This window comes from Fulvimarina manganoxydans, from assembly GCF_900176465.1.
GTDB lineage: Bacteria > Pseudomonadota > Alphaproteobacteria > Rhizobiales > Rhizobiaceae > Fulvimarina > Fulvimarina manganoxydans.
In genome coordinates, this window is record NZ_FWXR01000017.1 from 32761 (window position 1) to 47893 (window position 15133).

Consider the following 15133-nt stretch of genomic DNA (forward strand, 5'->3'; position numbering starts at 1 on the left):
AATAACGTGCCCCTTTCGCTCAATACTCGTCCGTCGACTTGATGAAGCGCCGCTCGAATTTCGAGTGGTCCCCGGTATCAGCCGCTCGCAGTCAGGCCGATGGGAGCGAAAGCGCTTCGATCGCAGGCTCGATCGAGGACGGTGCCGCCTTACTCCGCCGCTTGCGGCTCGCGCCCCGGCAGGGGGCGGAACTCGTTGGTCGACTGGGTCGCCAAGCTGACGAGGATGATGGCGAGGAAGGCCGCGATGAAGCCAGGGATGATCTCGTAGACGCCGGGGCCGCCGAGGAAGCTCGAATTGAAGCCGAGCGCGATCCAGAGGCCGACGACGACGGCACCGGTCACAAGGCCTGCGACGGCGCCCGTGCCCGACATCCGGTCCCAGGTGAGCGACAGGATGATCAGGGGTCCGAAGGCAGCACCGAAGCCGGCCCAGGCATTGGCAACGAGGCCGAGAACCTCAGAATCCGGATTGCCGGCAATGAATGCGGCGACAAGCCCGACGGCGAGAACGGCGATGCGGCCGACCGTGACGATCTCTCTGTCGCTCGCATTGCGGCGGAAGAAGAGACGGTAAAAGTCCTCCGTCAGCGAAGAGGAGGAGACGAGGAGCTGGGAGGAGATTGTGCTCATGATCGCCGCGAGAAGCGCGGCATAGAGGAAGCCGGTGATCAGCGGATGGAAGAGGAGGTCGGCGAGGACAATGAAGATCGTTTCGGAATCCTGGACATCCAAACCGTTGCGCACCGCATAGGCCCGGCCGAAGACGCCGACACCAATGGCGCCGATCAGCGAGATCGCCATCCAGCTCATGCCGATATTGCGGGCTGTCGGCACGTCCTCGACACGGCGCACGGCCATGAAGCGCACGATGATGTGCGGCTGGCCGAAATAGCCGAGGCCCCATGTGACCGCTGACAGGAAGCCGACGAAGGTCAGCCCGCTCGTCAGCGACAGAAAATTCGGATCGACGCCGGCCAGCGTCTCGCCAGCCTGGTCGAAGCCGCCGCCCTGGCCGGAATAGAGGACGACTAGCGGCATGATGACGAGGGCGAGCATCATGATGCAGCCTTGGACGAAGTCGGTGAGGCTAACGGCGAGAAACCCGCCGACCACCGTATAGGCAAGCACGATGCCGAGGGTCAGCCAGATGCCGATCTGATAATTGCCGGCATTGCCGAGATCGATGAGATCACCGAAGGCACTCGAATAGAGCTTGCCGCCCGCCACCAGGCCCGAAGCCGTATAGACGGCGAAGAAGACGACGATGACGATGGCCGAAACGGTTCTGAGCGCGAAGGCCCGTGTGGGAAAGCGCTTGGCGAGAAATTCCGGGATCGTCAGCGAATTGTCGTAGCGCTCGGTTTGTTCGCGAAGGCGCGGGGCGACGATGATCCAGTTGAGGAACGCCCCGACGAAAAGGCCGATGCCGATCCAGGCCTCGACGAGACCGGAGGCGTAAAGCGCACCAGGGAGGCCGAGCAGCAGCCAACCGCTCATATCGGAGGCGCCGGCCGACAAAGCGGCGACGGACGGGCTCAGCTGGCGCCCGCCAAGCATATATTCCTCGGAATTGGAGGTGGATTTGCGCCATGCGTAAAAGCCGATGCCGAGCATCAGTCCGAAATAGAGGATGAGGCTAATCCAGATTCCAATTTGCATATCGCGCTTTCCGCCCTTTCGTTGCCTAACGAAACGGCAGGGTCGACTCCGAAGCGCCCGATTGCAAGCCTTTTCTTGCATCCTGTGGTGATATCCCCGACCCGATCCGATTTTGCCGAACGCTGCGGCTCATCGCAGCAAAAGCCTCGCGCGCCCTTGCCGCGCGCCGATCGGCGCCCTCATTCTCGCCTGCCACAGACCTGTCGAAGGTCTCGCTTCTCAGGATGACCGCCCTTGCCGATCACACGTCTCCATGGCCGCTTTCCCTATTCCGCTCTCCCGGACCGCCCCGTCTTCGACTGGCCGAATGGAAAGCGTCTCGCCGTCTTCATTGCCTTGAACATCGAGACCTTTTCATTCGGCGAGGGAGACGGGGCGACGCTCGCCCCCAAGCACAAGGAGCCTGATGTCCTCAACTATGCTTGGCGGGAATGGGGAAACCGGGTCGGCGTCTGGCGTCTCAAAGCTGTGTTCGATCAGCTCGACGTGCCGCTTGCCGTCCTGCCGAACACGGCGGTCTATGAGAATTGTCCGGGGCTGATCGAGGCGTTCCGGGCGCGGGGCGACGAGATCGTCGGCCATGGGCGCACCAATTCGGAGCGGCAGGGCGACCTTCCCGAAGACCAAGAGCGCAAGCTCATCGAAGAGGTAAGCGAGACCTTCCGGCGCCAGGAAGGGCGAATGCCTTCTGGCTGGCTCGGCCCCTGGATCTCGCAAAGCGAGGTCACCCCGGACCTTCTTGCCGAGGCGGGCTATGGCTATCTCCTCGACTGGTGTCATGACGACCAGCCGGTTTGGATGGCGACGCGCTCGGGCAAGCCGATCCTGTCTGTGCCTTATAGCCACGAGATCAACGATATACCGACGATCACCGCGCGGCTCGCTTCGGCCGAGGAGTTCGCGGACATGATCATCGCCCAGTTCGACGAGATGATCGAGGCCGCCGAGAGCGCCCCGGCGGTGATGAGCATCGCGCTTCATCCCTATCTTGTCGGTCAGCCTTATCGCCTGCGCGCGCTGAAACGCGCGCTCCACCACATCTTGCAGCGGCGCGAGGCGATCTGGCTGACGCGGCCAGGCGAGATAGCCGAGGCCTATGCTGCGCGCTTTCCGGCCGATCAGAGGCAAGCTCCATGACGACGAGCGAGAAACCGCAGATTGCCATCGCCTATTGCACCCAATGCCAATGGCTTCTGCGCGCCGCTTGGATGGCCCAGGAACTCCTATCAACCTTCGGCACCGATCTTGGCGGCGTCACTCTGGTTCCCTCCACCGGCGGGCATTTCGAGATCACCTATGACGGCGAGACCCTCTGGGAGCGAAAGGCCGATGGCGGGTTTCCAGAAGCGAAAATCCTGAAACAGCGGGTCCGCGACCGGCTCGATCCCGAACGCAGCCTTGGGCACAGCGATCGCTGACGCTTCGCGCTGCCTCGAAGATCGAACGTTCGGGGCGGTTTCCTTACAAGTGGTTCATGAACCACTTGTAACGCAACGAGATGCGAGGAACGCAAGTTTTTCTCCACGAACCGGGCAGACGAAGCGAGCCGAGAGGGATTGGCTCCCGCGGTCCCGGCAGTTCAAGGAGGACAATCCGATGAAAAGCAGATCCCTACTCGCATTGACCCTGGTTGCAGCCACGGCTCTCTCGCCGGTCGCTTACGCGGCTTCGCAAATGGACAAGCAAGACACGGCTGCCGCGACAACCCAATCCACCGAAGCCAACGATCCGGCGATGAAGGACTTCGCCAAACTTTCCAATGACGGCTTCCAGGCGTTCCGCAACGTCCAGATGGCGCGCCTCGCGATCTTCGACGGCCGCACGGACGAAGCCAAGACGCTGCTCGATCAGGCGCAGTCCTCGCTCAAAACCGCCAAGAGCGACGGCACGGCCTTCGAAAAGGCCGAGGCGGACATGAAACAGCCGAATGCCCAAATGCAGAAGACGGCCGACGCCTCGAATGCCAAATCTGACAAATCCGAAGTGAAGACCTGGTTGCCGATCGACGGGCAGATCATCCTTGGCGAAGACTATACGGTGACGCCGGAAAACAATGCGGCGATCAGCAAAGCGAATGTCGCCCTCAAGGCCGGTGACAAGAGCGGCGCCGTCGAACAGCTGAAGCTGGCGGGCATCGATATGAGCTTCGCCACCGCTCTCGTTCCCCTCGACCAGGCGACCCAGGACGTTGATCAGGCGGTCAAGGATGTGGACGCCGGCAAATATTACGAGGCGAATCTCGATCTGAAGAAGGTTCAGGACGGTGTGGTGGTCGACGTGGTCGATGTGGTTGGCACGCCTCAGGCGCAGGCCGACAAGACCGCAAGCGCAAAGACCGACGATCACGGCAAGATGGCCACGCAGCAGGCTTCCGCGCAGACAGGCAAAGAGGCAGCCACGCAAAAGACGAATTGAGACAACGACCGATCGGCCTGAATGGGCTTTAGACGACTACCCGTCATCCCCCTTTGGGAATCTGGGATGTTGGCGACGTCAGCCACTTCGAAGGCATACCGATCGCGACCAGCAATCGCCCCCGACCCGTCACGCGGGCCGAGGGCGTTTTCTTTTGCAGTGAAGAGGCTGAGCAAATCTCAATTCATTTCACGTCCCGTCCGGGGACGATGTCCTGACCGCCGACGCCATCGTCGATCGTCACATAGCGCTTGTCGAAAGCGATATGGCCCGCGATCTCCGACACCCCGTCATAAGGCTCCTCATAGGACCAGACGGCGTTTTCCGCCGCCATGCCTTCGGCCGAGATATTCCAATAGCGCGCCTCGCCCTTGAGCGGACAGGTCGTGCGCTTTTCGGTCGGATAGAGAAACGCCATCTCCACCCGGTGACGCGGAATGTAATAGACCGGCTCGTGGCCCTCTTCCTTCAGGCGTAGCGCCTCTTCCGTGCTGGCGAGGATCGCGCCGTTGAAGGTGACATTCACGGCGCGTCCAGCCGGTTCGATCGTGATCTTATCCTGGGTGGTGTCGATTTCCATGGACCTTGTCCCTTTTCAAATAGCGTGAAGACGGATTTGTTAAGGTCAATCCCGTCTCGCACGGCTTCGTTCCGCAATTGCCGAGGCCTTGCCTCGTCTGCGGCGATCGGCGGCAGTTGAGAGAAAGGTGACATCAGATCATCCAAGCCGTTGACTTTAGGAAGCGGGACCTGTTCGGCTTCTGGTAAAAGCCGGTGGGGAGGACCAGATGAGGCGAGGGGCGCCAAAGACCGCCGACGACCGGCGTGAGATGCTGGTCCAGCGGATGCGGGATGTCGCCGATGGCGACCGCGCCGCACTCCACGAGGTCTATGAGATGACCTCGGCGAAACTCTTCGGCATCTGTCTTCGTATCTTGCAGGACCGGCCGGAAGCCGAGGACGTGCTTCAGGACATTTTCGTTACGGTCTGGGCTCGCGCGAGCGATTTCGACGCGAGCCGGGCCAGTCCGATCACCTGGCTGTCGACGATCGCCCGCAACCGCGCCATTGATCGCCTGCGCCAGATTGGGCGGCGGGGCGAAGCCGATTGGGGCGATGCGCCGGAGATGGTAGCCGAGACGCCGGACGCGCTCGGCCAGTTGGAAGACGAAGAGGATCGTCAAAGGCTTGCCGCCTGCCTCGACGATCTGGACGAGCGGGCGCGCGAGGCCATCCGAAGCGCGTTTTTCGGCGGGATGACCTATCAGGAATTGGCAAGCCGGGGGGAGATGCCTCTCGGCACGATCAAGAGTATCATTAGGCGTGGCCTGATGCGATTGAAGGGATGCCTGTCGCAATGAGCGAACGCGACGCAGAGCCCGATGCAGGACCGGACCCGGCTGCGGAATATGCGCTGGGCGTGATGGATGGTGCCGAGCGCCGCGCGGTCGAGCGCCGCATGCGCCAGGATGGCCCTTTTGCGGCGCGGGTCGCCTGGTGGCAGGAGCGGCTTGCGCCGCTCAATTCGCAAATTGCCCCGGAGAATCCGCCAGCTGAGGTCTGGCAACGGGTCGAGGCCGATCTCGACCGGATCGCGCGGGTTCGGGACGGCGCGCGCGACCAGCGGATCGAAAGCCTTGCTAGGGCCGCGCGTCGCGGCGTCTCGCCGATCTGGCGCACCCTTGCCGTCGCGAGCTCGCTTCTGGCCGTCGCATCCCTTGGGGCGATCGCGATCTTAGCGCCCGGCCCCGCCGACAATCCCGCCGCGATTGGCAATGAAACGCTGACGGCGCGGCTGACCTCGGACACCGGACAGACGCTCTTTACCGTCGTCCTCGATCTTCAGGCGCGAACGGCGACGCTCGTTCCGGTCAGTACCATCGACGACGGATCGCGCGTGCCTGAGCTCTGGCTTTTGCCGCCGGGCGGGGCTGCCCCCCGCTCGCTCGGGCTCCTCTCCGAAGGCCGGCCCCTGCGTCTCGTTCTTCAAGGCGTTTCCGACGAGACGGCGGGCTCCAGCCTCGCCATCTCGCTCGAACCCCAAGGCGGCTCGCCGACCGGCGCACCGACGGGCCCGGTGGTGGCGACAGGGGCCCTCGACCGGATCTGACGCTCCCGCGAAATCAAACTGCGGCGGCAATTGGCATCACTATTCGAGATCGGGCATAGGGTTGGGCGATGACGAAACTCTTCTCCCTGCTCTTCATCCTCCTGATGGGCGCCCACCTCATTCGCCCGCTCGGCCTGCCCGGGCTCAAGCGACGCGGCGACTTCTGGAAGCTCGCCGTCGTCGCTTTTGTGGTCTTCGGCCTCACGGTGCTGATCCGGCCGGAGTGACCCTCGAGCACGGTCCGATCGCCGAAAGCGCCTTACGATCCCGACAGAAGCGCCACCGGCAGATCGGCGAAGACATCGCTCAAGGCGAGCGTCGTGCCCTCGATCCGGGCTTCCGTCAAAACATTGCGCCAGGATGTCGCATTCAAGGCGTCGGGAAGACGGATCACCGTATCGGCCCAGCGCTCCTGAGGAACGATCGGCCTCGACTGCCCGTCCAGAAGTGTCAGCGTCAGACGCGGAACGATTGCGATCGCCGCCCCTCCCCCTTCGCCGATTCGGGCAAAGGCGACCACATGCTGCGCCATCGGCCCTTCCACCGCGAGGGGGAGATAGTCGCCTTTGGTGAACATCTCGGGCGCCTCGGCGCGTAGGCGGATGCCGGCCCGCGTCAGATGTGCCTTCAGGCGGCCACTGCGCCAATCGGCCAGAAGCTCGGCCGGCGCCACCTCTTCACCGAGAGCCGCGACGCGGGCATCGAAATCCACCTCCCGGCGATTATCGGGATCGACCAGCGAGAAATCGTAGAACTCCGTCCCCTGATAGATGTCGGGAACGCCCGGCGCGGCGAGCTTCAGAACCGTCTGGGAGAAAGAGTTCATCGCCCCGGCGACGACGAAGGGCTGAACCGCGTCCCAAAATGTCTGAATGAAGCTGCCATTGTGATCGAGCATCGCCTCGACAAAGGCCTTCAGCGCCGACTCATAGGCTTCGGCGGGCGCCGTCCAGCTGGTATAGCGCTTGGCCTCGCGCACAGCCTTTTCGGCATAGGCCGTCAGACGCTCCGCGATCTCAGCGCAGTGCTCCTCGTCGGCGGGATCGAAATCGGTCGGCAGTACCCCGAGCAGCGACTGATAGAGCCCCCATTCGGTCGCGCCATCCGGCGAGAACAGGCCGGGATCGACCGCCTTGCGCCATTCAGTCATCGCTTCGGCGAAGCCGGCGACGAGCCGCTGCCATGTCTCCGGGGCTTCAGACAGCGTATAGATGCGCGCGCGCGCATCCTCGCCGCGCTTGGTGTCATGGGTGGTGGTGGCCAGGAGCCCTTCGGGCTGGTCTTCCAACCGGATGCGCATCGCCTCGTGGAAGGCGTCCGGGTCCGCACCATACTGGTCCGGCTCGCCGCCGACCTCGTTGAGCGCGATCAGACGGTTGTAGCGATAAAAGGCCGTATCCTCCACCGCCTTCGCCATGACGGCGCCCGTGGTCTGCTGGAAGCGCCGGGTGAAATCGAGCGCGCCGGCGACCTCGGCGCCGTCCTCGAAATCGAGCTTCATGAGCCGGCCGATGAACTGGATCGGCTCGTCCGCCTCGACCTCGCGCCGGCCCATCGCCGTCTCGACCGCCTCGTCGATAATGGCGACGTCACGGCGCGGCACGCCATCGACCGAGACATAGGTGCGATAGACGGGCAGCGCGGCGGCGACCTCGACGATGGAGCGGGCGAGCGTGTCGCGGCCGAGATCGCGGGTCGACAGTCCCCGCGCGGCGACATCGAGCGCGAGATTGGTCAGAACCGCCAATTCGCCGGCGAGATTGTGCGTGAAGATCGAGCGCTTCTCGGCGACGATCATCGATCTCAGGGACTCCTTGCGACCGATAAAGGCCTCATAGGCCTCCGTCATCGCCTCTTCCTGGGCCGTGTCCACATAAAGGCCCGACAGGGCGGTGATGAACTCGTAGCCGGTGGTGCCCTCGATCTCCCAGGAGGTGCGCAGCCGCTCCTCGCCGGTCAGAATCTTCTCCACATGGATCGCCGGCGAGCGGCGCACGGATTGGAAAGCCTCGCGCAGATCCGAAAGATAGGTCTTGGGGTCGGCGAGCCCGTCCACGTGATCGATGCGGATGCCGTCCAGCCGGCGCTCGCGGGCGAGCCGAATGACGAATTGATGGCTTTCCCGAAAGACCCGGCGCAATTCCTGACGCACGCCGATGAGGTCGGCGATCTCGAAGAAGCGGCGATAGGTCAGACGCTCGCGTGCCGTTCGCCACCAGGCAAGACGCCAGGCCTGGGCCTCGTGAAAAGCGTGGAGGGCGGGCTTGTCGGCATTGATCTTGGTAAGCGCCGCCTTCAGCGCCGAGACGAAATCGGGCTCCGTCAGATGCTCGGCAAGGCGCTCGCGCAACTCGTCGGCTTCCGCCGGCGTCGAGACCGAGAAACGGCGCACCAGCCGGTCGCGCTCGGCATGATCGAGAAGCCCGAAGACATGGCCATAGGTGCGCGGATCGATCGGCACGCCGTAGCCGCTGGCATCGAAGCGAAGCGCGGCATTGCGCTCGTCGAGCTGGACGGTCAGGTCGCCGGCCTCGAGCGCATCGCCATAAGGCTTGGCAAGCACCGGCACGATGATCCGGGCGGCCTCCCAGGCGATATCGAAGGTGTGGGCGTAGCGGCTTTCCTCGCCCCAGCGAAGCACGTCCTCCCACCAATGATTGCGCGGCGAGACGCCCATGTGATTGGGCACGAAATCGAGGATGAGCCCGATCTCGGCCGAGGCCAGCGCATTGGACATTTCGGTGAAATCGCCAATGCCGCCGAGGTCCTCGTCGAGGGCGTTGTAGTCGGTGACGTCATAGCCGTGGGTCGACCCCTCGGCCGCCGCGAAGATCGGCGAAGCATAGAGATGGCTGACGCCGAGCCGCTTCCAATAGGCGGAAAGGTCGCGCGCCGTCTGAAAGGTCGTGCCTTCACGGAATTGCAGGCGATAGGTGGCGACGAGCGGACGGCTCATGAGGCGTTGGGCCTTTCTTCTCGCATAGCGGACGCCATGGCGCGGAAACCCTCATGGGTCGCGACGGCCTCCAGGGACACATCCTGGCGGATGCGCCAGTTGGGATATTGATCGGTCGTGCCGGGCAGATTCGGCTGGCGTTTGGAGCCGATCATGTCTTCGAGCTGCACGGTCAGAAGCAAGCTGTCGGTGCGGGCGACGAAGCGATGGACGGCTTCAGCGAGATCGGAGCTCATCGCCTGCGGCATCGGCGCGTTCGTCTCCAGAACGGGTCGCAGAGCCTCCGGCAGGAGTTCGGCTCGCGAGAGCGCGCGAAGCAGCGCATAGCGATCGCCTTCGCGCGATTTCAGATCACGCTCGGTGGCCGCCTGATCCTGAGTCCCGGCTTCGAAACGAAGCTGCACGTCGCTGCCCTCCCACCAACCGGCAAGCGTCGCCAGATCGTGCGTTGAGACGCAGGCGAGCGCCATGCGCGGATAGGCATCGGGCATGAGGAAGGCCTCGTCGCGGCGCTCGAAATAGAGGACGCGATAGGACAAGATATTCGACGCCTCCATCACCTCGCGAAAGCCTTCCGGAACCGTTCCGAGATCTTCGCCGATGACAAGGCAGTGATTGGCATTGGACGCTTCGGCGACCGCATCGACCATCTCGCCCAGCGGATAGCGCACATAGCCGCCGCCGGACGAGCCCGCCTCCTGAGGGATCCACCACAGGCGGGCAAGGCCCATGGCATGGTCGATGCGCACCGCGCCGGCATGGGCCGTCAGCTGCGAGAAGGCGGTCTTGAGCGGCTTGTAGTCGCGCTCGGCAAGCGCCTTGGGCGAAAGCGGCGCGAGGCCCCAATCCTGGCCCTGGCTGTTGAACATGTCCGGGGGCGAGCCGACACGCGCCGCAGCGACGGTCAGCGAGGGATCGGCCCAGGTCTCTGCCCCGTCGGGCGCGACGCCCACAGCGAGATCGAGATAGAGCCCGATCGCCATGCCGGCGGCTTTCGCACGCGCCTGGGCCTGAGCGAGCTGCTCGTCGGCCTCGAACTGCAGCCATTCATGGAAGAGGACGGCGTCGGGATTGGCCGCCTCGAAGGCCTCGACCGCTGCGCCGCTTCGGTCCTTCAGCGCCTCCGGCCAGCCATGCCAGCCGGCATGGCCACCCTTTTCGACCTGATCGGCCGAGATCGCCTCGAAGAGGGCGAAGGCATGAAGCGCCGCCCCGCCATCGGCACGAAAGCGTTCGAAGGCCTGGGCGTCCGCGATCGCCTCGCGCCGGGCCTCGAAGATCGTCTTCAAGAGCCGGTTCTTGAGCCGCGCCACAGCGGGATAATCGACGAGATCGCCGTCAAAGGCCTCGAACATCTCCGGCACCTCACGGCGAAGGGTGTCGATCGCCTGGCGTCCGCCATCCAGCCGGTCGATCGCCAGATAGAGCGGATTGACGAAGCGCCGGGTCGAGGGGGAATAGGGCGAGAAGCGCCCACCATCAGCCATGAACAAAGCATGGAGCGGATTGACGCCGACGAAGGACGCCCCCTCCCCCGCCGCGATGACCGCAAGCCGCGCCAGATCCTCGAAATCCCCCATGCCGAGATTGCGCTCGGAGCGCAGCCCATAGAGCTGGCAGGCGATGCCCCAGCGGCGATGCTCGGCGATCGAGGGCGGCAAGGCGCAGCTGCGCGAGGGCGTCGATCGCGCTTCGGAAAAGCCGCCGGCCTCGCCGGTCTCGGGGTCGACGGAGAGCGCTTTGAGCAGGGCTTCCTTCGCCGCGTCCGATATCTCCTTATGCTCGCCCATTTCCGAACGATAGGCGATCTGGATGCCATGGCTTTCAGCGAGTTGGTCGAGGCGTTCGCTCATGCGACGGCTCCGGCGATAAGAGACTGGTGGGCGAGGCGAAAGACGACCGAGGTGCCTGGCAGGCTGCCTTCGGCGAGCGCCTTGTCGGCCTCGGCTGGATAGGCGTGAACGAGGTGCCCGCCGGTCAGATCGGTGCTGGTGAGGCTCGATGGCAGCGGCCAGGGCTCGTCGTCGAGATTGGCGAAGAGATGGAGGACTTGCCCGTCCTTCAACGTCCAGGCGACCGAAAAGGCCAGCGAACCATCGGCGACATGATAGCTGCCGCAGCCCGGCGGAATATCGTTAAGAAGCGGCACGATCACGTCCTGGCGGATCGCCAGAAGCCGGCGGACCTGCGCAAGGCGACGCCGGTGATTGGGACGCTTCAGCACCGACCAGTCGAGAGACGAGGCCGCAAAGGTCGTCAGCGAATTGGGGTCCGGGATCAGATCGCGCGAATGCTCGTCCCGGAAGGCGGCGAATTTGGCGAATTCGGCGCGCCGGCCATTGCTCACCGCCTCGCCGAGTTCGCCGTCGAAATCGGTGAAGAAGCAGAAGGGATGGGTCTCGCCCCATTCCTCGCCCATGAACATCAGCGGGATCTGCGGCGACAGGAGAAGAATCGCCTGAGCGCATTCGACCATGCGGCGGGAGGCGAGATCGGTGAGCCGCTCGCCAAAGGCCCGATTGCCGATCTGATCATGGTTCTGAATGAAATTGACGAAGGCTGTCGGCGGCAGATGCTCGGAGGAGGTGCCGACCTTCTTGTCGCGATGGGCGGAATAGTCGCCCTGGAAGACGAAGCCGGTGGCGAGCGCTCGGGCAAGCTGGGAGACGCTCGCCTTCAGATAGTCCTCGTAATAGCCCTCCTGCTCGTGGGTCGCGAGCACATGGACGGTGTGATGAACGTCGTCGTTCCACTCGCCCGAGACGAGAAGCGGCTTGCCGGCCTCGCCCCGCTCGATATGCCAGGTGATGTTGCGGTCGTCCTCGGTGGTCAGATGGACATGCCGGGCCGGAAAGCGCTCGCGCACGGCCGCGGCGAGTTCCTTGACCAGCGGCGTGTCCGTCGTGTCCTTGATGGAATCGATCGCATCGAGCCTGAGGCCGTCAATGCGATATTCTTCCAGCCAGAACAGGGCATTGTCGATCATGAACCGGCGGACCGGCGCCTCGTCATAAGCGATCGCCGGGCCCCAGGGCGTATGAATGTCCTCATGGAAGAATTCGGACGCATAGGCGCCGAGATAATTCCCGTCCGGTCCGAAATGGTTGTAGACCACATCGAGAAACACCATCAGCCCGCGCTTATGGGCTTCGTCGACGAGGCGCTTCAGCCCTTCCGCCCCACCATAGGCTTCATGCGGGCAGTAGAGCAGCACGCCGTCATAGCCCCAGCCGCGACGGCCGCCGAATTGGGCGACGGGTAGAAGCTCGATGGCGGTGATGCCGGTCGCCTTCAGATGATCGAGCTTCTCGCAGATGCCCTCGAAGGTGCCGGCCGGCGTGAAGGTGCCGGTGTGAAGCTCGTAGAAGACCGTCTCGGCCCAGGGGCGCCCGTTCCATTCGGGCGCTTCCCATCGATAGGCCGCCGGATCGACGAGGACCGAGAGGGAATGGACATTGCCGAACTGCTGGCGCGAGGCCGGGTCTGGCACGATCAGGCCGCTCTCCAGGCGAAAGCCGTAAGCCCCGCCCGGTGCGATCCGATCCGTCGTCAGACGCCACCAACCGGCCTCGTCCTTTTCCATCGCCAGAAAGTCGGACGGTTTGCCCGCCTCGTCGCCGATTGCCAGCTCGATCGACGGGGCGGAGGGCGCCCAGAGGCGAAATTCCGCCCCCCCTTCGACGAAGCGCGGCCCCCATAGCGTCTCGTAAGCGAAGCGATCATCGGACAGTGTCATGGTCTCGATCTTTGCCCTTCCCGCGCCGGTCAAGGCTTTGCGCGCTCAGTCCGGCTTGGTTCATCTGTTTGGAGCATCGGACGACGCATCGCCGGATGATGCCGGCGCCGTTCGACCGATTGCGTGTTGGGGGCCTAACTAAAGCGACAGCGGAGGCTTCCACCCCCGATGGGCCGTGAATTTTCCGTGGCCGGCGGTGAAGGCGCTTGGTGGGACATCTATGGGCGAGGATTCCGGACCAAGTTTCGTTGTCAGAAACGCGAGCAAGGCATAAATTGATGCCATCTCGGAGCACAACCATGCCGACACTTCGCCTAACCCCGGATATCGAAGACCGTCTCATTGCCGTTGCAAAGCGAACGGGACGGTCCATGAATGCCCTCGCTGAAGAGGCGATCTTGAAGCATATCAGCGATCTGGAGCGTCTGGACGATCAAGGCGACAAAGTGGTCGCGGAAGCCAAACGTCAATCGTCACTTATAGGCAAGGACGCTTTGGAAGCCGAAACGCTCGACGAATGGGCCGTCGTGACAGACCGGTCCGGCTGGCGTTGAAACGCGGCGATCTGATTACGGTCGTCATACCCGGCGCTTACGGCAAGCCGCGTCCAGCGATCGTGCTCCAATCGGACCTCTTCGAATGGCATCCTTCGATATCCATCGCGCCGATCACGGGAGAGCTCAGACCAACACCGCTCTTCCGGATCGGCATTGAGCCCAACCAAGGCAATGGGCTGACAAAACCCTCCCAGATCATGATCGACAAGGTGCAGACGATCCCACGCGATAAGGTCGGGCAAGTGATTGGGCCGGATCGATGAAGACACGATGAGGGCGGTTGATCAGGCACTTGCCAGGTGGTTCGGCTTGCCGAGCGCCTGATCGACATTGCGGCGGACCGAAGCCCGCCGCCACTTAAACAGATCTGGCGCCTGCCGGTCCTCAAGCCGCCGCCATCTGCCCCTGCCCCGCCTGACCGCGCACCAGATGATGGATGAAGCCGAGCTTCTCGATCACCGCCGGGGCGAGGACGAACGGATAGAGGTCGTCATGGCCCATGGCACGGTTGAAGGAGTTGAGGGCGGCCGAAACAGCAAACCACGCATCGGTGATCTCTTCGATCGTCGTGTTGGCCGCATAGGGGTCGAAATCGATCTGGGTCGTCAGGAGCCCGCGATCCTTGACGCGCGGATCGACGACGACGCCGAAGCTGTGGCCGACCTCCAGCGTATCGACGATGTGAAGATAATGGGCCCAGGTCTCGGCAAAATCTTCCCAGGCATGGGCACCAGCATAGGATGAGACATATTCGTTCTGCCAGTCCGGCTTCGGACCATTGGCATAGTGACGCTTCAGCGCCTCGCCGTAATCCTCCGTGTCGTCGCCGAAGAGCGCGCGGCAGGCTTCGAGCGCGCCGGGATTGCCGTCGCGCACGATCCGGTCCCAATACCAGTGGCCGACCTCGTGGCGGAAATGGCCGAGAAGCGTGCGATAGGGCTCGCCCATCGCCTCGCGGCGCTTGACGCGCTCGGCATCGTCGGCCTCGACGAGGGCGATGGTGATGAGCCCGCGATCATGCCCTGTCATGACATTGCCGGGCTGACCGCTGTCTTCCGCCAGAAAGTCGAAGCCGAGCCCCTCTTCATGCTCTGTGCGGGTGACCAGCGGCAGCCTCCAACGGATGAGGGCATAGAACAGCCGGCGCTTGGCGATTTCCATCTTTTGCCAGAGCCTGACATTTTCCGGGTCCGAGGCGTCGGGAACGGTCTCATTGTGTCGGCAGGCCAGACAGAAGGTCGCCTCGTCCGAGGTCGGAATCAGCCAGTTGCAGACGCCGAACTGATAATTGTCGCAATATTTCCAGGTCGGCTGATCCGAATGGGACCCCGCCTCCTTCCAGAAACCGTCCTCCGGATCGAGCGCGACCATCCGGTCGCTCAACGCATCATAGCCCAGCGCCCGCTCGCAGCGCTCGCAAGTGACGTTTTCGAAATACACAACCTGATCACAGGCCGGGCAGGAAAAGAGCTTCATATTGGGGTCCGAAATGAGGCGGGGCACGCCAGTGGGCATTGGCGCAACAATCGATGGAAGATCATTTGGTTCCAGAGCTTTGCCCGAGCCCTTGCAGGCCTGACCATCTCCGAGATGCGCAGGCATGACGCTCCGGTTGCGGCATATTTAGGCGTTCAAGTGCTTGTCGCGCAGCATTCAGGCGGTAATCTTCGGGATGTGACGCCAACCAACGAAAGCGCC

14 protein-coding genes are annotated in these 15133 nt (G+C 63.5%); 8 read left to right on the plus strand and 6 right to left on the minus strand.

Features of this window, described 5'->3' with window-relative positions:
• Window positions 1-149: 149 nt before the first annotated feature.
• Window positions 150-1661 carry a sodium/proline symporter PutP gene (putP, locus tag B9A15_RS16315; protein WP_084411592.1) on the minus strand — a complete coding sequence of 504 codons (1512 nt, stop codon included), beginning with the start codon at window positions 1659-1661 and terminating at the stop codon, window positions 150-152.
• A 234-nt stretch (window positions 1662-1895) separates the two neighbouring features.
• On the opposite strand from putP, the gene B9A15_RS16320 reads away from it, so the two are divergent.
• The 3 genes from B9A15_RS16320 (at window position 1896) to B9A15_RS16330 (ending at window position 4076) form a co-directional block, all read left to right on the plus strand.
• Window positions 1896-2798 carry a polysaccharide deacetylase family protein gene (locus tag B9A15_RS16320; RefSeq protein ID WP_084411593.1) on the plus strand — a complete coding sequence of 301 codons (903 nt, stop codon included), beginning with the start codon at window positions 1896-1898 and terminating at the stop codon, window positions 2796-2798.
• On the plus strand, window positions 2795-3079 hold the full coding sequence (locus B9A15_RS16325; RefSeq protein ID WP_084411594.1) for an Rdx family protein: 285 nt from the start codon (window positions 2795-2797) through the stop codon (window positions 3077-3079). Before B9A15_RS16320 ends, B9A15_RS16325 begins: the two co-directional genes overlap by 4 nt.
• 178 nt (window positions 3080-3257) lie before the next feature.
• Complete coding sequence (locus tag B9A15_RS16330; RefSeq protein ID WP_084411595.1) at window positions 3258-4076, plus strand: YfdX family protein; 819 nt, start codon at window positions 3258-3260, stop codon at window positions 4074-4076.
• A 184-nt stretch (window positions 4077-4260) separates the two neighbouring features.
• Here the strand turns inward: B9A15_RS16330 and B9A15_RS16335 are convergent, their stop codons facing one another.
• Complete coding sequence (locus B9A15_RS16335) at window positions 4261-4656, minus strand: DUF427 domain-containing protein (protein ID WP_084411596.1); 396 nt, start codon at window positions 4654-4656, stop codon at window positions 4261-4263.
• 208 nt (window positions 4657-4864) lie between these two features.
• On the opposite strand from B9A15_RS16335, the gene B9A15_RS16340 reads away from it, so the two are divergent.
• The 3 genes from B9A15_RS16340 to B9A15_RS23035 all read left to right on the plus strand — a co-directional run bounded on the left by B9A15_RS16340 (window position 4865) and on the right by B9A15_RS23035 (window position 6413).
• A complete protein-coding gene (locus B9A15_RS16340; protein ID WP_084411597.1) occupies window positions 4865-5437 on the plus strand; it encodes a sigma-70 family RNA polymerase sigma factor in 573 nt (190 codons plus the stop codon).
• Entirely contained in the window at window positions 5434-6186 is a 753-nt protein-coding gene (locus B9A15_RS16345) for an anti-sigma factor (RefSeq protein ID WP_170923336.1), read from the plus strand. The genes B9A15_RS16340 and B9A15_RS16345 overlap by 4 nt, the downstream gene beginning before the upstream one ends.
• 68 nt (window positions 6187-6254) lie before the next feature.
• Window positions 6255-6413, plus strand: a complete 159-nt coding sequence (locus B9A15_RS23035) for a hypothetical protein (RefSeq protein ID WP_170923337.1) — start codon at window positions 6255-6257, stop codon at window positions 6411-6413.
• Between the two features lie 32 nt (window positions 6414-6445).
• Here B9A15_RS23035 and treY read toward each other — a convergent pair whose 3' ends face one another.
• From treY to treZ, 3 genes are read right to left on the minus strand one after another with little or no spacing between them, the layout of a single operon-like run.
• Window positions 6446-9142, minus strand: a complete 2697-nt coding sequence (gene treY, locus B9A15_RS16350; RefSeq protein WP_084411599.1) for a malto-oligosyltrehalose synthase — start codon at window positions 9140-9142, stop codon at window positions 6446-6448.
• Window positions 9139-10995, minus strand: a complete 1857-nt coding sequence (malQ, locus tag B9A15_RS16355; RefSeq protein ID WP_084411600.1) for a 4-alpha-glucanotransferase — start codon at window positions 10993-10995, stop codon at window positions 9139-9141. Before malQ ends, treY begins: the two co-directional genes overlap by 4 nt.
• Window positions 10992-12878 carry a malto-oligosyltrehalose trehalohydrolase gene (gene treZ / locus B9A15_RS16360; RefSeq protein WP_084411637.1) on the minus strand — a complete coding sequence of 629 codons (1887 nt, stop codon included), beginning with the start codon at window positions 12876-12878 and terminating at the stop codon, window positions 10992-10994. Before treZ ends, malQ begins: the two co-directional genes overlap by 4 nt.
• Before the next feature lie 299 nt (window positions 12879-13177).
• Here treZ and B9A15_RS16365 point away from each other — a divergent pair, with 299 nt between their 5' ends.
• The gene (locus B9A15_RS16365) at window positions 13178-13432 is read left to right on the plus strand and encodes a CopG family transcriptional regulator (protein WP_139798443.1); all 255 of its coding nucleotides are present in this window, start codon (window positions 13178-13180) and stop codon (window positions 13430-13432) included.
• Complete coding sequence (locus B9A15_RS16370) at window positions 13396-13698, plus strand: type II toxin-antitoxin system PemK/MazF family toxin (RefSeq protein ID WP_244556996.1); 303 nt, start codon at window positions 13396-13398, stop codon at window positions 13696-13698. Before B9A15_RS16365 ends, B9A15_RS16370 begins: the two co-directional genes overlap by 37 nt.
• 121 nt (window positions 13699-13819) lie before the next feature.
• Here B9A15_RS16370 and B9A15_RS16375 read toward each other — a convergent pair whose 3' ends face one another.
• A complete protein-coding gene (locus B9A15_RS16375; protein WP_084411638.1) occupies window positions 13820-14911 on the minus strand; it encodes a zinc-binding metallopeptidase family protein in 1092 nt (363 codons plus the stop codon).
• Window positions 14912-15133 lie beyond the last annotated feature (222 nt).